The organism is Sphingomonas sp. AC411, from assembly GCF_979253035.1.
The window spans coordinates 1,673,035-1,696,678 of record NZ_CEEDAQ010000001.1 but is presented as its reverse complement, the minus strand read 5'-3'; the positions used below and the strand labels follow the sequence as shown (position 1 = coordinate 1,696,678).

General features: G+C 65.5%; 23 protein-coding genes and 1 pseudogene. 10 read left to right on the top strand and 14 right to left on the bottom strand.

What is annotated here, in order from left to right; translation table 11 throughout:
* Window positions 1-4: 4 nt before the first annotated feature.
* The 4 genes and pseudogenes from AC0IX7_RS08720 to AC0IX7_RS08705 form a co-directional block, all read right to left on the bottom strand.
* A pseudogene (locus AC0IX7_RS08720) lies at window positions 5-1,095 on the bottom strand (efflux RND transporter periplasmic adaptor subunit).
* Window positions 1,096-1,122: 27 nt separating this feature from the next.
* Window positions 1,123-2,562 (bottom strand): ATP-binding cassette domain-containing protein, encoded by a 1,440-nt coding sequence (locus AC0IX7_RS08715; RefSeq protein WP_471811372.1) that lies wholly within the window; start codon window positions 2,560-2,562, stop codon window positions 1,123-1,125.
* Window positions 2,529-2,768 carry a hypothetical protein gene (locus tag AC0IX7_RS08710; RefSeq protein WP_471811370.1) on the bottom strand — a complete coding sequence of 80 codons (240 nt, stop codon included), beginning with the start codon at window positions 2,766-2,768 and terminating at the stop codon, window positions 2,529-2,531. Before AC0IX7_RS08710 ends, AC0IX7_RS08715 begins: the two co-directional genes overlap by 34 nt.
* A gap of 88 nt (window positions 2,769-2,856) precedes the next feature.
* A complete protein-coding gene (locus AC0IX7_RS08705) occupies window positions 2,857-3,756 on the bottom strand; it encodes a hydrogen peroxide-inducible genes activator (RefSeq protein ID WP_471811368.1) in 900 nt (299 codons plus the stop codon).
* Window positions 3,757-4,087: 331 nt separating this feature from the next.
* Here AC0IX7_RS08705 and AC0IX7_RS08700 point away from each other — a divergent pair, with 331 nt between their 5' ends.
* The 4 genes from AC0IX7_RS08700 (at window position 4,088) to AC0IX7_RS08685 (ending at window position 6,753) form a co-directional block, all read left to right on the top strand.
* The gene (locus tag AC0IX7_RS08700) at window positions 4,088-4,642 is read left to right on the top strand and encodes a fasciclin domain-containing protein (protein ID WP_471813807.1); all 555 of its coding nucleotides are present in this window, start codon (window positions 4,088-4,090) and stop codon (window positions 4,640-4,642) included.
* A gap of 320 nt (window positions 4,643-4,962) precedes the next feature.
* Window positions 4,963-5,847, top strand: coding sequence for an archaetidylserine decarboxylase (gene asd, locus AC0IX7_RS08695; protein ID WP_471811366.1), 885 nt, complete (start codon window positions 4,963-4,965; stop codon window positions 5,845-5,847).
* Between the two features lie 197 nt (window positions 5,848-6,044).
* Window positions 6,045-6,254, top strand: coding sequence for a hypothetical protein (locus AC0IX7_RS08690; RefSeq protein ID WP_471811364.1), 210 nt, complete (start codon window positions 6,045-6,047; stop codon window positions 6,252-6,254).
* A 43-nt stretch (window positions 6,255-6,297) separates the two neighbouring features.
* A complete protein-coding gene (locus AC0IX7_RS08685) occupies window positions 6,298-6,753 on the top strand; it encodes an acetamidase/formamidase family protein (protein WP_471813806.1) in 456 nt (151 codons plus the stop codon).
* Window positions 6,754-6,810: 57 nt separating this feature from the next.
* On the opposite strand, the gene AC0IX7_RS08680 is transcribed toward AC0IX7_RS08685, so the two are convergent.
* A complete protein-coding gene (locus AC0IX7_RS08680) occupies window positions 6,811-8,166 on the bottom strand; it encodes a serine hydrolase domain-containing protein (protein WP_471811362.1) in 1,356 nt (451 codons plus the stop codon).
* A 146-nt stretch (window positions 8,167-8,312) separates the two neighbouring features.
* Here AC0IX7_RS08680 and AC0IX7_RS08675 point away from each other — a divergent pair, with 146 nt between their 5' ends.
* Together AC0IX7_RS08675 and AC0IX7_RS08670 are read left to right on the top strand one after the other, a co-directional pair.
* Window positions 8,313-9,236 (top strand): serine hydrolase, encoded by a 924-nt coding sequence (locus AC0IX7_RS08675; protein ID WP_471811360.1) that lies wholly within the window; start codon window positions 8,313-8,315, stop codon window positions 9,234-9,236.
* Between the two features lie 197 nt (window positions 9,237-9,433).
* Entirely contained in the window at window positions 9,434-10,795 is a 1,362-nt protein-coding gene (locus AC0IX7_RS08670) for a CYTH and CHAD domain-containing protein (protein WP_471811358.1), read from the top strand.
* A gap of 196 nt (window positions 10,796-10,991) precedes the next feature.
* On the opposite strand, the gene treF is transcribed toward AC0IX7_RS08670, so the two are convergent.
* The 6 genes from treF to AC0IX7_RS08640 form a co-directional block, all read right to left on the bottom strand.
* The gene (gene treF, locus AC0IX7_RS08665) at window positions 10,992-12,566 is read right to left on the bottom strand and encodes an alpha,alpha-trehalase TreF (RefSeq protein WP_471811356.1); all 1,575 of its coding nucleotides are present in this window, start codon (window positions 12,564-12,566) and stop codon (window positions 10,992-10,994) included.
* Window positions 12,567-12,629: 63 nt separating this feature from the next.
* On the bottom strand, window positions 12,630-13,082 hold the full coding sequence (locus AC0IX7_RS08660) for a TonB-dependent receptor domain-containing protein (protein WP_471811354.1): 453 nt from the start codon (window positions 13,080-13,082) through the stop codon (window positions 12,630-12,632).
* The gene (locus tag AC0IX7_RS08655) at window positions 12,995-15,319 is read right to left on the bottom strand and encodes a TonB-dependent receptor (RefSeq protein WP_471811352.1); all 2,325 of its coding nucleotides are present in this window, start codon (window positions 15,317-15,319) and stop codon (window positions 12,995-12,997) included. Before AC0IX7_RS08655 ends, AC0IX7_RS08660 begins: the two co-directional genes overlap by 88 nt.
* Window positions 15,320-15,384: 65 nt before the next feature.
* The gene (locus AC0IX7_RS08650; protein WP_471811350.1) at window positions 15,385-16,413 is read right to left on the bottom strand and encodes a FecR family protein; all 1,029 of its coding nucleotides are present in this window, start codon (window positions 16,411-16,413) and stop codon (window positions 15,385-15,387) included.
* Window positions 16,410-16,952 (bottom strand): RNA polymerase sigma factor, encoded by a 543-nt coding sequence (locus tag AC0IX7_RS08645; RefSeq protein ID WP_471811348.1) that lies wholly within the window; start codon window positions 16,950-16,952, stop codon window positions 16,410-16,412. The genes AC0IX7_RS08650 and AC0IX7_RS08645 overlap by 4 nt, the downstream gene beginning before the upstream one ends.
* A gap of 92 nt (window positions 16,953-17,044) precedes the next feature.
* Window positions 17,045-17,929: a fatty acid desaturase family protein gene (locus AC0IX7_RS08640; protein ID WP_471811347.1), complete on the bottom strand. Its 885-nt coding sequence runs from the start codon at window positions 17,927-17,929 to the stop codon at window positions 17,045-17,047.
* A gap of 53 nt (window positions 17,930-17,982) precedes the next feature.
* Here AC0IX7_RS08640 and AC0IX7_RS08635 point away from each other — a divergent pair, with 53 nt between their 5' ends.
* Complete coding sequence (locus tag AC0IX7_RS08635) at window positions 17,983-18,285, top strand: hypothetical protein (protein ID WP_471811345.1); 303 nt, start codon at window positions 17,983-17,985, stop codon at window positions 18,283-18,285.
* Window positions 18,286-18,337: 52 nt separating this feature from the next.
* Complete coding sequence (locus AC0IX7_RS08630) at window positions 18,338-18,895, top strand: hypothetical protein (protein ID WP_471811343.1); 558 nt, start codon at window positions 18,338-18,340, stop codon at window positions 18,893-18,895.
* On the opposite strand, the gene AC0IX7_RS08625 is transcribed toward AC0IX7_RS08630, so the two are convergent.
* From AC0IX7_RS08625 to AC0IX7_RS08615, 3 genes are all read right to left on the bottom strand, one after another.
* Window positions 18,846-19,712, bottom strand: coding sequence for a TonB-dependent siderophore receptor (locus tag AC0IX7_RS08625; RefSeq protein WP_471811341.1), 867 nt, complete (start codon window positions 19,710-19,712; stop codon window positions 18,846-18,848). The genes AC0IX7_RS08630 and AC0IX7_RS08625 overlap by 50 nt on opposite strands.
* Window positions 19,709-20,950 (bottom strand): TonB-dependent siderophore receptor, encoded by a 1,242-nt coding sequence (locus AC0IX7_RS08620; RefSeq protein ID WP_471811339.1) that lies wholly within the window; start codon window positions 20,948-20,950, stop codon window positions 19,709-19,711. Before AC0IX7_RS08620 ends, AC0IX7_RS08625 begins: the two co-directional genes overlap by 4 nt.
* A 497-nt stretch (window positions 20,951-21,447) precedes the next feature.
* Window positions 21,448-21,996, bottom strand: a complete 549-nt coding sequence (locus AC0IX7_RS08615) for a TetR/AcrR family transcriptional regulator (protein WP_471811337.1) — start codon at window positions 21,994-21,996, stop codon at window positions 21,448-21,450.
* Window positions 21,997-22,082: 86 nt separating this feature from the next.
* On the opposite strand from AC0IX7_RS08615, the gene AC0IX7_RS08610 reads away from it, so the two are divergent.
* Both AC0IX7_RS08610 and AC0IX7_RS08605 read left to right on the top strand, forming a co-directional pair.
* Window positions 22,083-22,757, top strand: coding sequence for a DUF1349 domain-containing protein (locus AC0IX7_RS08610; RefSeq protein WP_471811335.1), 675 nt, complete (start codon window positions 22,083-22,085; stop codon window positions 22,755-22,757).
* Between the two features lie 5 nt (window positions 22,758-22,762).
* Entirely contained in the window at window positions 22,763-23,332 is a 570-nt protein-coding gene (locus AC0IX7_RS08605) for a sugar O-acetyltransferase (protein ID WP_471811333.1), read from the top strand.
* Window positions 23,333-23,644 lie beyond the last annotated feature (312 nt).

Sequence of the window (23,644 nt, the reverse complement as noted above, 5' to 3'; positions counted from 1 at the left end):
CGCTTCACTTCTTGGCGTCCCCATCCTTGGCCGCGTCGTCGGCGCTCGCCTTTGCCGGCGCCTTGGGCTGCGCGGTGAGCGCCGCTGCGCCGCGCCGGCCGAACTCCAGCGGGAAGTCGTTGAGCTGTCGCCATGTTTCATAGCCGACGCGGACCGTTTCGCCCTGCACCCAGCCGCGCACCTTCCCGCCCGGGCGGACGAATGCGTCGGTCGGCCAGCCCGGCTTGCCCGGCCGCGGTTCGACGAGGATGCGGAACGTCCCGTCGGGGGCCGCATTGGGATCGATCATCCGCACGCGCCCGTCGAACATCCCTTGCGCGACCGAAGGCCAGCCGCTGAACTGGATCGCGGGCCAGCCCTCGAACTCCAGCCGGACCGGGCGACCCGGACGGATCACGGGCATGTCGCGGCCATCGACATACAGTTCGACCGCGCGCTCGACGCGTTCGGGGCGATCACCGCCAGCACCGTGCCGGGCGACACCAGCGCGCTGCCGCTGGCGGCGTTCAGTTGCTGAACGCGGCCGTCGCGCGGCGCACGCACGAGCTGGGCCGACTGGCGGTTGAGCTGGATGTCGATCCGGTTGAGCTTCGCGCGCGACTCGGCAAGCTTGGCGCCGGCGTCGGCGACCTTGATCTGGGTCTGCTCATAGTCGCGGCGCGCGGCGAGGCCTTCGGCGAGCAACTGCCCGGTGCGCGCGACGTCGATGCCCGCGACCGCGCGGCTCTGCTGGATCGCGGCGATCTCGGCCTGCACCTGCGCGCGCTCGGCGGCGAGACGCGAGAGCAAATCGGGATCGAGATCGACCACGCGCGCGATCGGATCGCCGCGCTCGACGTGCTGGCCGTCCTGCACGTACCAGCGATCGACCCGGCCGGGGACCAGCGCGGTCACCTGCTGCTGGCGATCGCCTGGATCGAGCGCGACGACCTGTCCCGTGCCGTTGGCGGTCTGCAACCACGGTACGAAAAGCATGATCGCTGCGGCGCTGGCGATCCCGAGCACCAGCATCCAGGCGATCGTCGTTGCGATCCGTGGCGCACGCATGCCCGCCAAGGTCGGGAAATGCGCGATGCGATCGGGCTTATACGGCATGGCCGGCCTCCTGCTGCGTCGCTGCGATCAGCGCCGCACAATCGGGAAGCGGCGTTGCCGGTCGGGTTCGAGATGGAACCAGCCATCGAGCACGATGTCCTCGGGGCGCCCCGTGCTCAGCAACACCGTCGTCCCGCTCGTCTTGAGCCGGCGCAACACCTCGGCCAGCCGATCGGTCGGGATCAGGTCATAGAGCTGCGACAACATCAGCACATGGGGCCGCACCAACAAGGCGTTGGCGAGCTTCAGCGCCATGACTTCGCCGATCGACAGCGGATAGCCCGATGCCGCGAGCGGGGTATCCAGCCCGTGCGGCAGGGCGGCGACGCGCTGCCGCAAGCCGACAGTCTCGAGCACCTCGAGCATCGCCGTCGCATCGGCATCCGCGGCGGCGAGCGTCAGATAGTCGCGGATCGTCACCTCGACGATCGTCGGCCGGTCGAGCACCATCACCTCGGAGCGCAGCAGATACATGTCGAACGTCGCCATGTCGGCGCCGCCCACCGTCACCAGCCCGCGCTCGGGCACGACATGGCGCTTGAGCACCATCGCCAGCTGTCGCTCGGCATCGCCATCGGCGCGCATGACGAGCTGTTCGCCCGCCGCGAGCGTGAAATCGAACCGCGCGCCCTCGGTCACCACGCCGTCGAGACGCACCGCGCCATCGCCGGGCGCCTTGCCGGACGTCCGTACCGCGTCCTCCTGCGGGATCGCGTAGAGCAGCGACAATTCCTCCGCGCTCGCGACGAGGTCGTAAAACGAGTCGAGATACCAGCCGAGCTGCGACACGCCGTAGAAGACGCCGCTGAGGATGAGCTCGGCGGCGACCAACTGCCCGATCGACAGCTCGCCGCGCAGGATCAGATTGCCGCCAAGCGCGAGCAGCGCCGCACTCGCAAAGGCATAGAGCAGCAGGAACGCGACGGTCTGGGTGAAGCTGTAGCGGAAATAGCGACGATGCCGGTCGACATAGGTCGCGGTGACCGCTTCCGACCGGTCCATCGCGAAATCGAAATGGCGGCTCGATTTATAGAAGCCGTTCGATCCGCCGACGCCTTCGAGCCAGCGCGCAGCGTCGTGCTTGGCGTGGCTGAGCTGGACCGCGGAGCGGATCGAGCCGCGCGACCAGATCATCCAGATGGCCAGGACGACGAGTAGCAGCAGCGCGTTGAAGCCGAGGAAGAACGGGTGGTAGAAGCTGGTCACGATCAGCCCGACCGCGGATTGCAGGATGATCGTGAACCCGCCGATGACCAGGCTCGGCACGGCTTTCTGCACCACCACGAGATCGAAATAGCGGTTGAACAGGTCGCCGCGATTCTGATCGGCGAAAAACGGGTTCTGCGCATGGACGGCGCGGACGGTAATCTCGGCGACGATGCGCGCGAACAGCCGCCGCTCGAACAACGCCATCATCCAGAACCGCATCGCGCTCAGCCCTGCGACCACCAGCAACAGCCCCAGCAACAGCCCAGCGAGCGTCCAGAGGGGGCGGGCATCGCGGTATTGGCGACGCTGTTGATCAGCAGCTGTACCGAAATCGGCGTGGCGAGCGACAACAGGCTGATCGCCACGCCATACACCATCGCGAGGCGGACATAGGGCATGTCCGGCCCGACGATTTCCGCGAGCCAGCCCGATGCCGCCCGCCATCCGATATGTTCGCTCGCCATCCGACCCTCGCACCTGATCCGATACTAGGATTGCCGGTCCTCTGCATTGGAGCAAGATAACGGTACCTATCTCTTCGATAGGATTTACCTATGGGCCGACGGCGCGTAACAGATCGGCGATCAGGCCATAGGCCGGCGCTCGCCCTGCGCCCTGTCGCCACAACAGGCCGATCTCCCGGTAATAGCGGCCACCCTTGATCGGTCTGACCGTGACATCGTCACCCTCTCGAATTTCCTGCCGGACATAGAGTTCGGGCAACAAGGCGAGCCCCATGTTCATGCCCGCCATCTGCCGGATCGCGTCGAGGCTGGTGCCTTCGTAATCGCGCAATACGGTCGCCTCGACATCGGCGGCGATCGCTGCGATCTGCTCGGAAAGCCGGTATTCGGGCAGCAGGGTCAGCAAATTGGCGCCGCGCAGATCGGCGGGGGCGATGATCGCCTTGGCCCCGAGCGGATGATCGGTTGCCATCGCGACGTACAGGGGCTCGCGAAACAGTCTTTCGCTGTGAAACGCGCCGCCCGGCACGGGCAGTTGCGCCAGGATCAGATCGTGGACGCCGCTGGCAAGCCCCGACGCGAGCGCGGTCGGCAGGCCTTCGCGGACATGGACCCGGAGCGCCGGATGCTCGCGGTGCAGGCGCGCGACGAGCCCGGGCAACAGATAGGCGCCGAGCGTCGGCGACACGCCGAGCCGGATCGTGCCGATCAACGGATCGCTCGATGTCGTCCCGAAGTCTTCGAGATCGGCGACATCTAGGAGGATGCGCCGCGCCTTGTCGAGCAAGTCGCGCCCGAGCGGGGTCAGGATGGCGGGTCCGCCCCGCTCGAACAACGTGGTGCCGACGATCGTTTCGAGGATGCGGATCTGTTGCGACAGCGAAGGCTGCGAAATGCCCATGCGCTCAGCGGCCCGCGTGAAGCTGCCTTCCTCGGCAAGCGCAACGAAATAGCTGAGTTGGCGAATCGTGGTTTTGAGGCGAGCCATCATGCACGCTATCCCGCTGGATCAGGCGCCGGCAAAGAAATTTGGAGGCGATACGCCGTGCGTCCCGTTGCGCGCCCGGCCCATATCCCGTTGCCGCCGACGTCGTCGTCTCGTGATAAAACGAGGTCTTCTTACCCTTGCTAGGTCGAACCTATCCCTTAGTCCGTATTGCTTGCCGCACGTCGAGTAGCAAAACAGCACAACGGAGCGGCGGTGAGGCATGTCGCGCCCCGAAAAGGGGTGTGGCTTTACTCCAAGCCTGTCGTTTCAGGGTCCCGAAAGCTTGTCGGTGGCGAGCAAGCGGGGGTGTATGACGCTAGGAGAAATCAACATGACATCACGGATCGCGCGCACATTGGGCGTTTGCTTCGCCCTATCGGTATCGGTGCCGGTTATTGCGGTGGCGGCTAACCCGAAGGTTGGCGGCGCCGCCATGTATGCAAGCAAAACGATCGTCCAGAATGCGTCCGCCGCGAGTAACCTGAGCACGCTTGTGGCTGCTGTGATGGCCGCAGATCTGGTCGAGACCCTGTCTGGTCCTGGCCCGTTCACGGTATTCGCACCCACGAACGCGGCCTTTTCGAAGCTACCCGCCGGCACGGTGCCGACGCTCTTGAAGCCGGAGAACAAGGCTCAGCTTGCCAGTGTCCTGACCTATCACGTCGTGCCGGGGACGATCACGGCGAAGGCGGCGCTGGCGGCGATCAAGGCTGGGGGCGACAAGGCGACGCTCACCACCGTGCAGGGCGAGGCGCTGACGGCGCGCGTTTCCGGTGGCAAGATCGTGCTGACCGACGCTAAGGGTGGCAAGTCGACCGTAACCACGGCAGACGTGATGCAGTCGAACGGTGTGGTACACGTCGTCGACACCGTATTGATGCCCTGAAGCGTTTTGTGGCGTCGGACAGTCCGACGCCACGTCTTGCGCAGGCAGGGCTCGGATCGAAGCCAATATCCAGACGACGACCCATGAGGGCGTCGCACGCGTTCTAGACCCGCGGTTGGCCGCAAAAGTATGGCGGTAAGGTGGCAGGTCGGACGCACAGGCACAGCCTTTCCACGCGACCCGATGCGCGCCCTATGATGGTTCCGCGTGCTTTTGAAAATGCACCCGCTCGAGGGTGCTGCAGGGATCTGCTTGATGAAACGCTCGCGTAGCGGAACAATCGACCGTTACAGTCGCTGGCGACTATTCGAGGGTCCAAGATGTCCGATCGCTTCACCATCCTGCTTCAACATGCCCTGCCAAAACAGCGCCTGACCCGTCTGGCTGGTCGTATCGCCCGGGCGCGGGGCGGTGCCATGACCACCCGGCTGATCCGCTGGTTCGTCGCCAGATACGGGGTCGATATGAGCGAAGCCGAAAATCCGGACATCGCCAGCTACGCCAGCTTCAACGACTTCTTCTCGCGCCCCCTGCGGCAGGGGATCCGCCCTCTCGCGCATGCCGACTTCGTCTGCCCGGTGGATGGCGCGATCAGCCAGGTTGGGGCGATCGACGACCATCATATCGTACAGGCCAAGGGGCACCGGTTCACCACGACCGAACTGATCGGCGGCGACGGCACGCTGGCAGCGGAGTTCCGTCACGGCAGTTTCGCGAACCTGTATCTGTCGCCACGTGACTATCACCGTCTTCATATGCCGTGCGCGGGCAGATTGATCAGTATGCGCTACATTCCGGGCAGCCTGTTTTCCGTGAACCCCGTCACGGCGCGCGGCGTGCCCAATCTGTTCGCCCGAAACGAACGCCTCGTGTGCGTATTCGAAAGTTCGGAGCACGGAATCTTCGTCATGGTGCTGGTCGGAGCCACCATCGTCGGCAGCATCGCCACCGCCTGGCACGGCGCCGTGAATGCGAAGCGTACCGGCAAGCTGGCGGAATGGTGCTATGCCGATCGAGAGATCGTTCTCGAACAGGGTGAGGAAATGGGCCGTTTCCTGCTGGGCTCGACGGTCGTGATGCTATTCCGGCCGGGAACGATCGCGTTTGATCCAAGCTGGCTGCCAACGCGCCCGGTGCGCCTCGGCGAACGCATGGGCGATCGCCCGGCTCTTTATTCCAAAACCAGACCAGCGGATGCATTCTGAAGAGGCTCTACAGCCGAGATGAGCGGACGTCCGATTGGCGGTTCCATGCGAACCGCACTGGCGGCGACACTCCCGCCGATCCGTCTGTTCCGCATCTCCTCGTTTTTGGGAAAGGCGCATTCTGGGCAGCCGCCCCGACGAGCTGCCATGCCGTCTCTCATTGACGGCGCTTAGCATTTGAGACCATCGCGTCTTCCATGACCAAGAGCAAGGGACGCACCGGCGCACACACGCGCGCCAATATCCAACCTGCACCAACAGCCACCGAGCTCGATGCCGCAAAGCGAGAGGTCGCTCAGATCGAAGGGCGGCTTGCCGGCCTGGCGTCCGGGCACCCATCGGTTAAAATATGGAAGGCCCGTCTTCGTTCGGCGCAGGCCGTGATCGCCCGCGGCCCCCGCGACTGAGGGAAGAGCCGTACCCGCCAGCGCACGCGGTCCCGGCGGCCATATCCTGACCGGACCGATCGCGATCGCAGGCGCGGAGCCCGGCGACATGCTGGAAGTGCGCATCCGCAAGGTCGATCTGGCGATCCCCTATGCCTATAAGGCGTTCCGGTACGGGGCGGAGTCCCTGACCGACGATTTCCGCTATGCGCGGATGAAGATCGTGCCCCTGGACGCCAAGCGGATGGTCGGCCTGTTCGCGCCCGGCGTCGAAGTGCCGCTGGCGCCGTTCTTCGGCAGCATGGGGGCGCCGCCACCGGCGTTCGGCCGCTACGACAGCTCGCCGCCGACGATCAACGGCGGCAACATGATCGACTTCCTCGTCGCGGAAAAAGGCATGACGCGCGACGACGCCTACATGCTGATCAGCGTCGCGGGCGATGTCGAGATCACCGAGTTCGTCGACCGCAACAAGGGTGTCCACGTCGTCCTGCCCAAGGCGGTGTTCACGAAACGCTAGCGCCCACGGCTTACGCCTGTCCCTTAGGTCGCCGGGTATGCCGTTCGGGTAAGACGCCTAAGGCAACGCAGCGGCAACGTCGGCCGCGAAGCGAGCGATGTCGAACCGCGCGGTGCCCGGGTCCTCGCCGCGCCTGACCACGACCAGGTGCCGGGACGGGATCACCATGACATATTGGCCCCGGTTGCCTTGTGCGGCGAAGCTGCCTTCGGGCAAGCCCTGCTTGGGACCGAACAGCCACATCGTCGCGCCATAGCCCGGTCCGCTCGCGGGCTGCGGTCCGCTGGGCGTCATCATGGTACGCATCCAGCCCGCCGGCAACAGGCGCTTGCCCTGCCAGACGCCGTCCTGCGACCAGAACAACCCCAGCCTCGCCAGGTCGCGTGCGGTCGACCAGACCTGGCTGGAGAGGACGTAATTGCCGTGCCAGTCCGTCTCGGCGACGGTGTGCGTCATGCCAAGCTGGCCGAACAGGGTGCCCGGCAATGCGCGGTACCGGGCCTCGCCGATTGCCTGTCGTGTGGCATAGACCGCGAGCAGGATATCGGTGTTGGCGTAGCGGAAGCGTTTGCCGGGCAGCGCCTCCAAAGGCCATGACACCGCCTGTTCGTCTACCGTGGTGCCGCCGAAGTAGATCGCATCGGTGCGATTTCCAGCGGTGTCGCTGTGCAGGCCGGATCCCATCCGAAGCAAATTGTCGAGCGTGATCACCCGACGCGGATCGCCCGACTTCCATTGCGGCACGGCGGCGGGAGCCTTCAACGCGCTCGCATTGCTGAGGCCGATGAGTGTGCCAGCGATCGACTTGCCGACCGACCACGTCCGGTTGGACACGAACGGCCCGAAACCGCGGCCATATTGCTCGGCAAGAACTTCGCCGTCTTTCACGACGATCACCCCGACCGTCTTGGTGCCGACGCCATATGTTGTCCCGAATGCCTTGCCGACGGCGCCGGTCAGCGCGGCTGTCGGGCGCGGTGCGATGCCAGCGTCACCCTGAGGCCAGCGCCGGGGATCCGCCGCCGTGATCGACGGTGCCGCTGTCGACTTGCGGCCAGACGGTGCCGTGCTTCCGATCGGCAGCGTCACGCAACCCCGTCCACTGGTCCAGGCTGCGCGTCTTGGCGGTAGCTGGGGATCGAAAGCTACGGAAACGGACTGGAGACCACGGTCGACGCTCGCCGTCAGAGTCGGCACGATCGTCGCATATTCGGGGTAGATTCCGGCCAGTTCATCGGCATCGATCTGAGCAGGCGTGCGACCGGCGTTGAAGATTCCGGAGCAGTAGAGCGCCGCCTTGTAACCGGCCGCTACCGCGCGTTGGTACGTTCCTGCCGAGGGCTGCGCGACAATTTGGGCAGTGGCGGGCACTGACGCGAGGAGGGCGAGGCCGGCCGCTTTGAGGATCTGCATGATGGCATCATTCCATTGCGCCGCGAGATCGGCAATTCGTTTCTCCGATCTGCAGCAATCGCAGCGTGCCCGAAAAGCCGCAGCGCCGGAGGTATAACCAACCGGCGTCGCGAGCCGCCGTTGTCCGAACTTCACCGGCATGCAACATGACGCGTTCAGGTTTTTCGGTCTACCATGAGCGGGTCGCTGAAAGACAACATTCGAGGACTATCGATGCGCGCGTCCCTGCTTTCCCGCCTGCTCCTTTCGAGTATCGCCGCAAGCATCCTTGTCCCGGCACCGGCGGCTGCAGCTCCCCTGAACTCATCGGGCTTGAGCGCGCGCTGAGTAAATTGGTCGCGGAACGCTCGGGCGACTACGGCATTGCAGCGCTCGACCTTCGCGATGGCTCGATGGTTTCGATCAACGGCGACACCCAATTCCCGATGGCGAGCACGGTCAAGATCGCCGTTGCAGCGACCTACCTCGCCGAGGTCGATCAGGGGCGACGCAGCCTCGGCGACATGATCGTTGGCCGACCCGCGGCGAAAGTCATGGAGCTGATGATTATCCGCAGCGACAACCGGGCAACCGACCAGCTGCTTGCCGCGCTAGGCGGGCCCGTCGCGATCCAGCAGTGGCTTTCTTCCCAAAAGATACCCGGCATCCGGATGGACCGGACCATAGCCCAGTTGCTTCGCGAGCGCGGCCACCTCGCCGACAGCAAGGATGTTGCCACGCCGGTTGCCATGGTCACGCTGTTGAACAAGCTCGACAATGGCGCCGTTCTAACGGCGCAAAGTCGCGCGTTTCTGCTCGAACTGATGAGCCGATGCGCGACGGGAACCCGCCGCATCCGCGCTCTGCTTCCCGTGGGTACTCGAGTAGAGGACAAGACCGGCACGCTGGACGGTATCACCAACGATGTCGGGTTCATTACCATGCCTGACGGCCGCCGGGTGGCAGTCGCTATATTCGCGCGAGGGGGACGCGATCGTCAGCCTGTCATCGCCGAGGTCGCACGCGTGATCTACGATCGCTTCGCGGATAGCGTCCGCAACGCACTCGCGCTTTTCATGCAAATGCGGTGAAGCGAACAAGGTCTTGCGGGCGGCTCACCGGGAACCAGACGGACTATTGCCGGTTGCCATGAGCATGGGGTGTCGTGGGTTTACGGGAAGGTAGCCGGTGTCGCAGGAAGTCGAGCTGAAGCTGGTATTGGACGTCGCCGCGGCCGATGCCTTTGCCGAGATCTGACCTCTGCGGCGCCCCGGCGAGCAAGCGGCAGATGCAGGCGGTGTATTTCGACACGCCCGATCTCGCGCTTTCGCAAGGCGGCGTCTCGTTGCGCATCCGGCAGTCCGGCGACACGCGGACGCAGACGATCAAGGTCGCGGATGCGAAGGCGGCGGGTCTCTTTGCGCGACACGAATGGGAAATCGAGGTGGCCGACATGACGCCGGTCGTCGACGACCGGACGCCTATCCCGGCGCTGCTCGACGACGAGGCCGGTACCGTCGCGCCGATCTTCACCGTCGCGGTCGAGCGGCTGGCATGGGTGATCGCCAGCGGCGAGGCGTCGATCGAACTGGTCTTGGACCGTGGTCATGTTGCTGCGGGTGACCGCCAGTCGCCGATCTGCGAACTCGAACTGGAGTTGAAGCAGGGAGAGCCTGCCGCTCTGTTCGCGCTGGCCAGGACGCTGGCGGCGCAGTTTCCGGTGCGCCTGGGCGTCATCACCAAGTCCGAGCGCGGCTATGACTTGCTGCGTCCCGTATCCAGGGCGTTCAAGTCGGAGCGGATTGCGCTGGGTCGGGACGCATCCGCGGCGAACGCTTTCGAGGCGGTCGCCGGCTCGTGCATACGCCAATATCGCCTGAACGAGACTATCCTGCTCGATCAGGCCAATGCCGAGGCCCTGCATCAGGCGCGCGTGTCGTTGCGTCGGCTGCGGTCGGCCTTTTCGATCTTCAAGCCCTTGCTCGACGGCGACGAGGTGTCGCATTTCCAGAGCGAGCTGCGGTGGCTGGGTTCGGTGCTGGGCGAAGCGCGCGACCTGGATGTGTTGCTGGCCAAGGCGAAGTCCGGCGGGTCGTTGTTCGAGCGTTTGAGCCAGGCTCGCGATGCTGCCTATGCAGCGGTCGATACTGCGCTGGGCTCGGACCGGGTTCGCGCCCTGATGCTCGATCTGACGGAGTGGCTGGCGTGCGGGGCGTGGCGCACCGCGCCATCGACGCGCGATGCACGGGACGCCTCGGCACGGCAGTTCGCGGCGGAGACGTTGCACGCGTTGCGTCGTCGCATCAGGAAGCGTGGTCAGTCGCTTGCGACGCTGGCAGACGAGGAACGCCATGAAGTTCGCAAGACCGCCAAACGGCTCCGCTATGGCGCGGAGTTTCTCGGCTCCGTCTTCTCGAGCAAGAAGCGTTCGCGTCGTTACGGGAAGTTCGTGGGAACGTTGGAGACGCTGCAGGACCAGCTTGGCGCACTGAACGATATGGCGACGGCGCCGGTGGTTCTGGACCGGGTTGGCCTGCGCGACGACCCCGGGGCGAAGGACCTGCTGGCGCATCGCAAGAAATCGAAGATCATCAACGCCGCGGCCGAGGCGTATGACGATCTTCTCGATCGCAAGACTTTCTGGGGTTAGGGGCGGGGGATCAGCGCCCCGCCAGCCAATCGAGCGTCGGACCGATCGGCTGATCACCCCTGGTAAGTTCGATGGCTGCGGGTGTTCGCCACCGCGGCCGATCAATCATCGCTGGTAGCGACGTCAGAGCGGAAGACGCCGCTCCTCCGTCGCGCGCAAACTCGCGGTGATCCGTCGTCATCGTGCAGAATATGGTTCAAGGCCGTGCGAGGTCGGGAAAACGATCCAGGAGCGCGCTGGTGACGCCGTTGGTCCAGCCGAAGCCGTCCTGCACCGGATATTCGCCACCCCCGCCCGGCGTTCGCTGCTCGACATTATATTTCTCAAGCATCTTGCCCGTCTCGGCATAGGCCGCACCGACCGTGCCAAGCCAGCGGCGGGCGATATCCTTCGCAAGCGCAGGCTCGCCGTTAGCCTCGAGTCCGGCGATCGCCACCCATTGCAGTGGCGCCCAGCCATTGGGTTCGTCCCACTGCAACCCGGTCTTGAGCGTGGTCGTCCGCAGGCCGCCCTCGGCGACCAGCGAATTGCGGACCGTCGTCGCCACCGACTTCGCCTGTGCGGGCGAAGCGAGACCGACGAATAGCGGATGTAGCATCGCCGCGTTGATGCTGGCGGTCGGCTTGCGCGTCGACAGGTCCCAGTCTGCGTAGCGCGCACTCGATGACTGCCAGAGATAGCGGTCGATCGCTGCCTTGCGCTTTGCCGCGAGCGTGGTGAATGCGGTGGCGCAGGGTGTATCGGCGGCGGTCCGGCAGCGTTCGGCTATGCGTCGTTCCATCACCCATAAAAGACTGTTGAGATCGACCGGTACGATGTCGGTGGTATGGATCGTCGCGAGCGACTGCGGATCGCGCAGCCAGCGCGAGCTGAAGTCCCATCCGCTTTCCGCACCGGCGCGCAGGTCGCGCTGCGTCTCGGTGGCGGGGCGGGGGCCTGCCTTGGCGGCGGTCTCGACATCCTCGGCGTAGGATTCGTCGCGTGGCGTGTCGCGGTCGTCGTAATGACGGTTGAGCACATTGCCGTCGGGCATCCGCACCACACGCAGGCATGCGGGCTGGCGGGCGAGGCACGTCTCGCCCTTCATCCAGAACGCATGTTCCGCGCGCAACGCCGCCAATCGGCGCTTTGCCACCAGCGGATCGGTATTCGTCGAAAGGTCGAGCATCAGCGCGTAATAAGGCGGCTGCGATCGGCTGAGATAATAGGTCCGCGTGCCGTTCGGGATATGGCCGTATCGCTCGATCAGGCTGGTGAAATCGTCGAGCATCGATTCGACCAGCGGCTGCTGGCCGTCGACCTTGAGCCCGAGCATCGTGAAATAGCTGTCCCAGTAATAGATTTCCCGGAAGCGCCCGCCCGGCACGACATAGGGCGCGGGCAGCGGCAGCGCGGAACTGCCCGCGACGGCGACGACCGGCTGGCGCACCAGTTGCGGCCACAAGGCTCGGACATGCGCCCTGAGATCGTCCGCGCCGCGATCATTCTCGCCGGGCACCGTGAAGTTGGCGAGGACGAACGCCTTCAGCGCCGCACCTACCGGCTTGGCTCGCGCGTAATCCGCCATGATCGCATCGGCTGCGCGCTTCGGCACGGCGTCGACGAACGTCTTGCCGTCCGCGAACACATGGCCCTGCTGCACCGCGCGAAACAACGGACCATAGATGTCGGCGGGTGATTGTACCGATGAGGGAGCGGAAGCGGGGCCGGTCTGCGCGGGCGCGATCGCCGCGACCGATGCCAGCGCGGCAAAACAGAGAACATTTTTCATGACGTCGCGAATATCCCGCAAAGCGGATCGATCCCGCGCGATGCGGGATCGATCCGGCATATCTCAGAACTTGAACGCAGCGGCGAATCGGATCGAGCGGCCGACGATCGGCCGGGCGAGGATCGTGCCGCTACCCTGGGACCCAAGCGTGCGCGGATTACCCTCGGTCAATCCGATCTCGTCGGTCAGATTGTCGCCGATCACCTGAAACTGGATCTGCGGGGTCAGGTCGAGCGTGGCACCTGCGTCGAGCTTGTAATAGCCCGGCAGGACCTGCGCGTTCTGGACGTCGGAGAACCGGTCGCCGACATAGCCGATCGTTGCATAGACACCGGCCTTCGTGTCGCCGCCGAGTTCCAGATCGTAGGCGGGCGTGACGCGCCACTGCCATTTCGGCTGGCGCTGCACGCGGTTTCCGGTCAGATCGGTCAGGCCGCCATCGGTGAAGAAGTCGCGGTACTTGGCATCAAGATACGTCGCCGAGCCGCTGAGCGTGAAGCCGGCGAACGGCCGCAACTGCCCTCGAACTCGACGCCGGTCGCCTTGGCGCCGCCAATCGACGCGATCGGCGCGCCGCTGGTGATGACCGTCGTCGCGAGCCCGTCGAAGGTGTTGTGGAACAGCGTCGCATACAGGTTCGCGATCCCGGTCGAGACCTTCACGCCGCCTTCATAGCTGTCGACCTGCGGCGCGACATCGATGCCGTCGCGCAGATTGTCGAAGAACGGGAAGCTGTTGCCGCGGCTGTAGCGGACGAACGCACCGATCTGGCGGGTCAGGTCGTAATTGACGCCGCCGGTCCACGACCACGCATCGCCGCGATAGCGGATCGTGCGGAACGTGCCGTTCAACTGTGCGTCGCCATTGTCGTACAGCGTCAGCGGATTGCCGTCCGCGCCCGCTGCCGGCACCGTGCCGGCCAGGTTCTCGAGCGTGCCGTCGACCGAGTGATGCTGGTAGCGGACGCCGCCGTCGATGCGCAGCTTGTCGGTGATCTGCAATTCGTCGACCGCATAGCCCGCGACGTCCTCGCCGGTGTAGCGGGCGTTGACCTTGAACGTCGAACCGCCCGAGAAGCCGTCGCGCGTGACGATCCGGCCATCCGCCAGCGTCAGGTTGAGGCGACGCGCATTCGGTTCGGCGGTCAGCAGCATGCTGTTGCCCAGATTCCACCGGTCGCGCGACTTGTAGCGCGTATAATAGACGCCGCCGGTCAGCGTGTTGCCGCCCGACTTCCACTCCAGCGCGAAATCGTTGACGAACGCCTGGATATGCTTCTCGACGCTCCACAGCCCGGCCTCGACGACCGCGGTGTTGGGCGACGCCGCGGCACCGCCGGTGGCGTAGGTGAGCGATCCGATCGTCCCGCCCTTGCCGGCGGCATAGGCGGCGGCGGTGATAGGTGGGGTGCCGCCGGGGACCAGACCGATCGTGTCGGCATCGCCCTCCATCCAGCTGCCGCGGTCGCGAACCGTAATCCCGCTGCCGAGGTCGTAATCGAAATTGCCGCCGAGGTTATAGGTCTTCGCGCTGCGTCCGTCGGCCAGGTCGACCCGGCTGCCGTCGTTGCGCACGCTGATCCGCGTGTCGCGCCCGACGAGCGTGCCGGTACCGGCGTCGAAACCGGGATATTCGCGGATCTTGTCGCCGTCCTGGACGACCGGAATCGGCAGCAGCCACTGGCCGCGATCGTCGAGATAGCGGCCGAACAGCAGGATCGAGCCCCTGTCGAAATCATGCCGGATGTTGCCGGTGATCTGACCGCCGCGCTCCGCCTCGAACTGCGCGTCGCGGATCCCGCGCGAGGTCGAGTAATAGCCGCCGACCATGTAGGTCGTGCTGTCGTCGATCGGGCCGGAGACATAGCTGTCGACGCGGAACTCGCCGAAATCGGTGCCACTGAGCTTGAGCAACCCGGCCGGCGTCTGCTTGCCCTCGCGCTGGACGAGGTTGACCGTCAGGCCGGGCTGGCCGTTCGAGAACAGGGCGCCGGTGCCGCCACGTACCGCCTCGACCCGCTGGATCGTCTCGTCGATCCGGATCAGTTGCGTGTTCTCCAGGAACGACAGTGTCGGCGGCGGGAAGAATGGCACGCCCTGCGTCTGGAAGGTGACGTATTCCGCATCGCCGCCCGATGGATAGCCACGCACGAAGATGTTCGCGCCGGTCTTGCCGCCCGAGCTTTCGGTGCTGACGCCCGGTACTGCGCGCAGCACCTCGGCGGTGCTGGCGGTGCCCAGCCGCTGCGCCATCGTGCTGTCGATCGTGGTCACCGCGAACGCTGCATCCTGCCGCCGCGTGCCGGCGCCCGCGGTGCCGATCACGACGATGTCAGGAGCGGGCTCTTCGGGTGCGGCTTGCGTCGCGGTCGGATCCTGCGTGGGCGCAACGGCGCGCGCCGTCGCTACGTCACCGGTCGACTGATCCTGTGCATCGACGATCAGGTAGGCGCCGCTCGGCGTCAGCTTGTGGCCGAGCCCCGAGCCTTTAAGGATCGTCGCCAGTGCGTCGCCCACCTCCATCCGGCCGGTCACCGCGCGCGCAGTCTTCCCACGAACGAGCGTCGGCGAAAACAGGATCTGTTTGCCGCTCTGGCGGGAGAAGGCGAGCAACGCGGTGCTCATGTCCTGTCGGGCGATCCGGACGCCGACGGCCGCCTGCGCGGTCACGCCGATCGGGATGCCGCCTGCGCCTAGCGCCAAGGCGGTCATCATCATGCCGCGCAACAGCACGGTCCTGCCTATGGATGTCATGCAACCCTCCCTGTGTGTACGATCCCTCTGCCGGGGTCGATCCGAGGATAAAGACGCAGGCGTCCCTAAACCCCGAACCCTCGTCCGAAATTATTTTTCGTGGCGATCGTGATGCCGTCGGCGCTCCGCGCGACGGTCACGGGAAAGCCCATCTGCAACGCATCGAGGAAGGGCTGAATCTCGCCGGTGCGGAACGATCCGCTGATTCTGACATCGCCGGCCTGCGTGTCGGCGAGTGCGATCCGCGGCGTGCCGTAGCGGTTCATTTCGGCGACCGCGTGACGCAGCGTCGTGTCCTCGAACACCAGCCGGCCCTCGCTCCAGCTCGACAGCGCCAAGCCGATGCCCGGCACATGGCGCAGCGATACGCCGCCAGCGGACGCCGTCAGGACGTCGTCGGGTACCATTGCAACCGGCTTCGCGTGTCCGCCCTTGGAGGCAACGCTCACCAACCCCTCGACGAGAGCGACCCGCACCGCACCGGGGTCGAGCCTGATGTCGAACGCGGTGCCGTGCGCGGTCACCGATTGCGATCCCGCGGTGACGACGAACGGGCGTCGCTGATGCTTTGCGACCTCGAACAGCGCCTGGCCGCGTTCAAGCACCAGTCGCCGCTCGGCATTGCTATAGGCGATCCGCACCCGACTGTCGGTATCGAGCGTCAACCGCGACCCGTCGGTCAACGTCACCATAAGCCGTTGCCCGGTCGCGGTGCGATACACCGGCGCTTCTGCGATCTGCGCCGCCTGTCCCGTCGTCGTCGTATCGTCGGCAAGACGTAACCAGGCGATCGGCGCGACCACCGCGGCACAGGCCGCCGCCGCCAGCATCCACGGCGCGGCGCGGCGCGGCTCGCGCGCCAGCGCGATGCGCGCCACCGCGGCGTGACGCAGCGCCAGCATCTCGGGGTGATCGGCCAGCGCGGCACTCATGGTGCGCGCCTCGGCAACCGCCGCGAACGCCGCTGCGTGCGCGGCGTGCGCCCGCCAATCTTCGAACCGAACGCGCGTAGCGTCGCTGGGATCGTCGTCGAGACGCTCGGCCCATTCGGCGGCCTCGATTATCACCGCCTCGCCCTGGTGCGGCGCGATCAAGGTCGCCAATCCTTCAGCCGCTCGGCGACATGCGCGAGTGCGCGTGCCTGATGCTTCTCGGCCGCGCGCGTCGAGATGGCCAGAGCATGTGCGACGTCGGCCATCTTAAGTCCCTCAAGCATCCGCAGCACGAACACGTCGCGCGTGCGCTCGGGCAGTTCGGCAAGCGCGTGCCGCAACGCAAGCGCGACCTGCCTGCTTGCCAAGACGCGGTCGGGCGCAAAATCCGAACCTTCGAGTGAAAAATCGTCGATCGGGTCCGACAAGCCGGCGCCACGCACCTGATCCCGGCGCGCCTGGTCCTTCAGCACATTGGCGGCTGTGACGAAGATGAAGCTGTCGCGCTGGCGGACATCGTTCGGGTCGGCGAGCCGGCTGAGCCGCAGGAAAACCTCCTGGACGAGATCGGGAACGTCGTGTTGTGCCGAGACGCGACGGTTGAAATAGCGGCTGAGTGGCCGGCTATACGCATCGACGAGCGTGCGCAGGATCGTCGTCCTGTCGCCCGACTCCGGCGCGCGTTGCCCCTCCGACCCCATGCGCGATGTCTAGAGCGTCCGCATGCGTCGTCAATCTCGCGGTCCTGAACTCACGATGGTCGCACGGCGGTCGTGCACGGCGGTCGTGATTGTCAGGCGGCCCGGCGGGTCGCGCGGCGCACCACGTCGCGATAGCCGTGCGACAACGAATCGAACCCGTCATAGAAGCCTCGCGCTTTCAGCAGGCGGTGCATCCGCGCGAGCCGGTAGGGCGGGACACCCGCCGCCACGTGATGCTCGACATGATAATTGACGTGGTTCGGGGCGACCAGCAGCCGCTCCCACCAGGATACCATCGTGGTCGCGGTGTTCATGCGCGGATCTGCATCGCCGCGATCGGGCACGACCCCATGTTCGCCGATCTGGCGGAGGCGCGCGATCACGGGATAGGCGAAGATCTGCGCGACCCACCACAGGCCGTACGCCCACCAGCCGCCCGCCAGCGCGAGCACGGTGAACAGACCGATGTGAAAGGCGACCCAGGGCCATTGCTTGGCGATCGTGAAGCGCGCGAGCGACTGGACGAGATCGCGCCAGCCGGTACGGCCGGTCACGTCGCGCATCAGCTTGCGACGCAGCGCCTGGGCGGTGATCGGATAATTGGCGACGAAGCCGAGATCGGGATCGTCGGGGGTTCCGGCATGGCGATGGTGCGCCAGATGGTAGGTGCGATAGTCCTGGAGCGACAGGTTGATCGGCGTCCCCGCGAGCCATTGCCCGACGACCTCGTTGGTGCGCCGGTCGGTGAACAGCGCGTTGTGCGCGCAATCATGCACGAGGATGCCGAGCCCGAGCTGGCGCGCGGCGATGACCGGGATCGCGGCGAGGATCGTCAGCGGGTTGGGCCAGATGATCGCGACGGCGAACGCGCCTGCGATCAACCCCCAGTTCACCGCGAACGCCCACCACGCCCGCAGATTTGATCGCCGCGTCAATGCGGCGAGTTCGTCCCTTGCAAGAAAATCGGTTACCTTCATGCTGGCGATCCTTCCGCAGCTTGAGTAACACGATAACGCAGTATGAGTCAAAGATGTTACATGATTGGCGTGCGCCGGTGACGCCGAAGTCGCTGGCTTTGTGGTTCCTGTCCACCGCCGCGCCCGCGCCGCTGCGCGCCGGAACGCTGATCGATCGTGCCCGCATCTTCGACATCGAACCCGCTGCGGTGCGCGTCGCGCTGGGACGGCTGGTGCGGGAGGGCCTCGCCGACCAGGCCGAGGAGGCGTCTATTCGCTGGGCCCGAACGCGGCCGCGCTGCATGCAAAGGCGCGCCAGTGGCCGCGCGTCGAGGATGGCGTGCGTCCGTGGGACGGGGCGTGGATCGTCGTGCTGACGCACCATCTGGGCCGCATCAACCGGCCGCGACTCCAGGCGGGGAGCGGGCGTTGCGGCTTACCGGCTTCGTCGAGGCGGATACCGGCGCCTGGGTGCGGCCGGACAATCTGCGGCGCGATACGCCGTCGCTGGCCGGCGAACTCGCGGGGCTGGGGCTCGACGCGCAGGCGACCATCCTCGCCGGATGCGTCGCGCAGTCGGCGGACGATGCACGGTTCCGCGCCTTGTGGTCACCCGAACTGCTCGAGGACGGCTATCGCTTCTGGATCGGCGAGCTGGAAGCCAGCGAGGCCAGGACCGCGCGGATGCCGGTCACCGAGGCGGCGCGCGAAACCTTCCTGCTCGGGCAATCCGTCATCCGCGCGATCAACTCGGACCCGCTGCTGCCCGACGATCTCGTCGATAGCAGAGCTGCGCGGCACGCTCGTGAATGCGATGGTCCGCTACAACGTCATGGCCCTGCAACACTGGAGCAAGGTTGGCTGAGGCGGGCGGCCCGGCGGGCATCCATGCCGCCGAGCAGTGATGCCCCGAACGGTGATGTTACGCCGTCGCCTGCTAGAACCGAAAGCCCAGCGTCGCCATCACGTTGCGCGGGGCGGCCATGAAGCAGTCTCCGCGCGCGAGGCAGGACGCGAAACCACGGTTGTCCAGCAGGTTGGTCGCGTTGATGGCCAGGCGCCATTTGTCCCAGCTGATCTCCGCGAGCGCATCGACCGTCGTGCGCGACGGGGTGACAACCGTGTAGAGCGTACCGGGCGCGATCGCGGGGTTCCGACCATAGGGATCGAGCGCACCGGTCGACTTGCTTTCGCCGCTATAGACCACGCCCGCGCCGAGCCTAAGCTGCGGTCCGCTGGTGTCGCCGAAGGTCTTGGTCGACCAGATCGACGCGGTGTGACGCGGCATATAGTCGAGACTGGTGTTCACCTCGGAATCGAGCTGGCTGTAGCCATAGTTCAGCAACAGCTCGAAATTGCCCGGCAGGACGCGGCTCGCCTCGAACTCGACGCCCTTGGTGGACAATTCGCCGGACTGGGTCGTCACGTTATTGGCCAGATAGAGGACGCGGTTGCGCTCCTTGATCTTGAAACCGGTCACGGTGATCAGCGTCCGGAGATCTGGCTGCCACTTCACCCCGGCCTCATATTGCGTGCCCAACTGCGGTTTGAAGGGGTCGGTCGGGACGCCGCCAGGGCCCGTCAGCCGGCCGGCGATCGGCAGGAAACTCTCAGTGTAGCTGAAGAAGGGCGAGAAGCCTGCGCCGACCTCGCCGATGATGCCGGCGCGGAAGGTGGTGGCATTGTCCTCCTGGCCCGAGGAGTTCGTCACATGGTCGCGGCGGGCGCCGACGATCACCGACACGCGGTCGAAGAAGCGGATCTGGTCCTGTACGTAGACGCCGAGCTGCTTCTGTGAGATCATAGGCGAACGGGCCGCTGGGGTCGTAGGTCTGAAGCGAGATCATAATCGATGTCGTAGAGATCGACCGTCTCCAGCGCCGTGGTCGCGAATCGCTTGCCGACCTTGTTCCAGCTATAGTCGAGGCCGGCCAGCAGCGTGTGCTCGATCTCTGCGCCGGTGTTGAACTTGAGCTGGACGTTGTTGTCGGTCGAGAAGACGTTCATCCGCGCATCGCTGGCCTCGGCGTACAGCCCGATGGTGCGGCCATCGCTGCCATAGACCGCGAACGGATTGATCGGGTTGGTATAGCTGTCGGCGTAATGGGTGAAATATTCGAGGTCGCTGTCGATGTATCGTGCCTTCAGGCTGATACGAATATTGTCCGAGAAGCGGTGGACCAGCGACCCGCCACCCTGGAGCGAGCGGCCGGCATAGCGGTCCCAGCCGGCCTTGCCGACGAAGGTGTAGGGATCGAGCCGCCCGCCCGGATTGTCGGGATTGGGCGCGAAGGTGCCGACGATCGGCAGGAACTGCGACGTCGAGCCGGTGTCGTCCTTCTGGTACAGGCCGGTCAGGATCAGGTCGGTATCCGGCGTCGGCTGCCAGCGGATCGACGGCGCGAACATCACGCGGTCGTCGGGCACATGATCGATGAAGGTGTCGGCGTCGCGCACGCGACCGACCGCACGGATCGCCAGCGTGTCGCTGAGCGCCAGGTTGACATCCCCCAGCGCCTCCTTGCGGTCATAGCTGCCATAGACGAGGTTCAGCTCGCCGCCGGTGCGGAACTCTGGCGTCTTGGAGACGAGATTGACGAGACCGCCGATCGAGCCCTGCCCGAACAGCACCGATGCCGGGCCACGCACGATCTCGACCCGCGAGAAATTATACGGGTCCGAGGGGATGCTGGCATAATAGGAGAAGATGTCGCGCATGCCGTCGCGGAACTGCAGCGCGCTGATGCCGCGCACGTTGAAGCCGTCGACCCGCGTATCGCGGCCATAGGGATTGGCGAGGACGCCGGCGGCATACTTTACCGTGTCGCTGATGTTGATCGCGCCCTGCGACAGATACCGGTCCGCCGGGATGATGGTCAGCGGCTGCGGCAGCTCGATCAGCGGGGTTTCGGTCTTCGTGCCGGCGATGGCGCCGGTCACCACGATGTCGTTTTCCGGCGAAACCGGCTCGGCATCCTGGGCCCAGGCCGCAGAACTGGCCAGCACGCTGGCCATACCGGCCACAACAATCAACTTCCCCATAGTCCGCCCCTTCGTCTCATTCCGGTGTGGGCGCTCATATATATCTGCGATAGATTATCAATAGCATTAAGCCTTGGTAGCGTTTCCCAGTGAAACGCGAACGCCATGCCGCCGATGCTTCGCCTGGCGAGTCTATGCCTGACTGTGCCAAGTAAGTGGTTGATCTCCCTACGTTTCAGTCTTTGGCCGCGGTATGGCAAAGTGCGGGTGACGCGCGTCCTTCGGGGGCGAGGCAGCTGGGGTGGTCGGCTCTGCCTGGTTGTCCGGGGCCCGTGACGAGCGGCACATTCGCCCCCGGCCGTGATCATGGGGGCGTGTTATGAAGGCTCGCGTCGATAAAATGTCGCTAAACGCATGTGCGCTGCTTTGGCCTAGTATGGGACCGATAGACCGTGGAACAGCGGCCGATCGCGATCATGCGGCCGTGATGCTTTCGGCATGGTCTTGATCCTGACCGTCGTGCCGTTTTGCTGGGGCAGCCTGATGGATCGGACCGGCTAACGCCCGGCAATCCGCTCGACGATGAACTTGACCGCATCGCGGTCGAGGGGCGCGCGATCGATCGAATTGTGGATGCCGATACCCTCGATCAGCGCGTCGAGCGCGCGCGCCGTGAGCGGATCGAAGAAACGGCCCAGCGCATCGCGGCTGCTGTCCATCCATTGCTGCATGACGGCGCCGACTGCCGGATGACGCGCGGCAAAGGCGTATAGTTCGTAGCTCAACAACAGGGTGCGCGGTTCCGCCCAGACCTGGTTCGCGATGATGTCGACGACCGCCCAACACGCTGTCGCGCGGTCCGTCGCAGCGTCCAGGCGGGCGCGAAAGGCAGCGGAGGATTCGGCGGCCAGTTGCAGGAAGGCCGCCGTCAGCAACTCCTCCAGCGTCGCGAAATAATAGGTGACCGACCCGAGCGGCACCTGCGCAGCCTCGGCGATGCGGCGATGGGTCGTTGCCGCGGTCCCATGATCCGCAATGACCGAAAGCGTCGCATCGATGATGCGCTGCCGCCGAGCAGGATCGTTGCGCCGGGACTGTTGGGTCATCGCCTCTTTACCTCGATCTTGGCATGTGTACATATGTACATAACATTGGGGATGATTGGAAGGTAGCGGCCATGACGGAGGATCGGGTGAGCAGGCGGACAGTAATCGGTGGTGCGGCGGCGCTTGCGATCGCGGGCAATGCCAGCGTCGCGGCCGCGCAGGACTCGGCAACCGCGGCACTTGGGCGCCGCGACGGTCGCTGGCTGAATGCGCCTAAGGCCTGGAAGGTCGCGCCCAGCGGAGACCTGACGCTCGTCACCGACAAGGGCAGCGATTTCTGGCGCGAGACGCATTACGGGTTCACCCGGGACAGCGGCCATTTTCTCGGCTTCACCGCGCCTGCTGCGTTTACCGCCCAACTGCGCATCCGCGGCCAGTATCAGAAACTCTACGATCAGGCCGGCATCATGGTGCGGGTCGACGAACGACGCTGGGTCAAGGCGGGGATCGAATTGTCCGACGGGCGCGCCATGCTGAGCAGCGTGCTGACCGACGGCAAGTCCGATTGGGCAACCGGCCCCTACGAGCATGACGCGCAGGACTTCTGGATGCGTGCGACCGTGGCAAAGGGCGTCCTGCGGTTGCAGGTCTCGGCGGACGGCAAGACCTGGCCCCTAGTCAGACTGGCGCCCTTTCCGATCGCCTCCGCATATCAGGTCGGACCGATGGCCTGCACGCCCGAACGCGCCGGACTGGAGGTGCATTTCTCCGACCTGAGCATCACAGCCCCGTTGGGCAAGGACCTTCACGACCTGAGTTGATCGCGATGACGCAGAAGGAACGGATGCTGGCGGGCGAACTCTACGTCGCCGACGATCCGGAACTCGTCGCGGACGCGGCGCGCGCCGCCGCGTGGCTCGACCGCTACAACCGCGCGTCGACAGCGACCGCGGCGGAGCGTCATGCGCTGCTGGTGGAAGGGCTTGGTCACGCGGGGCGTGGTGCGACGATCCGACCGCCGTTCCACTGCGACTATGGCTATAACATTCATCTGGGCGCGGGCGTGTTTCTCAATTTCGGATGCACAGTGCTCGATGTCGTGCCCGTGCGGATCGGTGCGGGCACGCAGATCGGTCCCGGCGTGCAGATCCTCACCGCCGATCATCCGCGCGACCCGGCTCAGCGTGGCCAGATGCTCGAGTTCGGGCGGTCGGTCACCATAGGTCGAAACGTCTGGATAGGCGGCGGCGCGCTGGTCCTGCCGGGCGTCACCGTCGGCGACAACGCGATCGTCGGGGCAGGCAGTGTCGTGACGCGCGATGTTCCAGATGGCGTGACCGTCGCGGGCAATCCCGCTCGCCTGCTGAGATCGAGTCCGATCACTCATACACGCTAGCTTTCGCGCAGATATGAAAGAGTGCCCGAAGTAGTGAAACGCAGAGGGCCTACGGATGTCGGTAAAGCCTTCGCTGACGCGACCTGCGGCATAGCTAGGCGAGCTGACTCCGGCAAAATGACGTGCCCACATGGGGGCTGTAGGCGCTGGGTGGCGGGAGATCAGCGGTGATGGTGCGTCGTTACGCGCACATGTCGGTGAAGCATTTGCAGCCTCATGCAGACCAGCTGATTTTCGATGGCAAATCAGGTCACACTGCGCCCGAGGGAGAAGGCCCCGGTCGAGGTCACAAAACTGGTCACAGCACGAGCC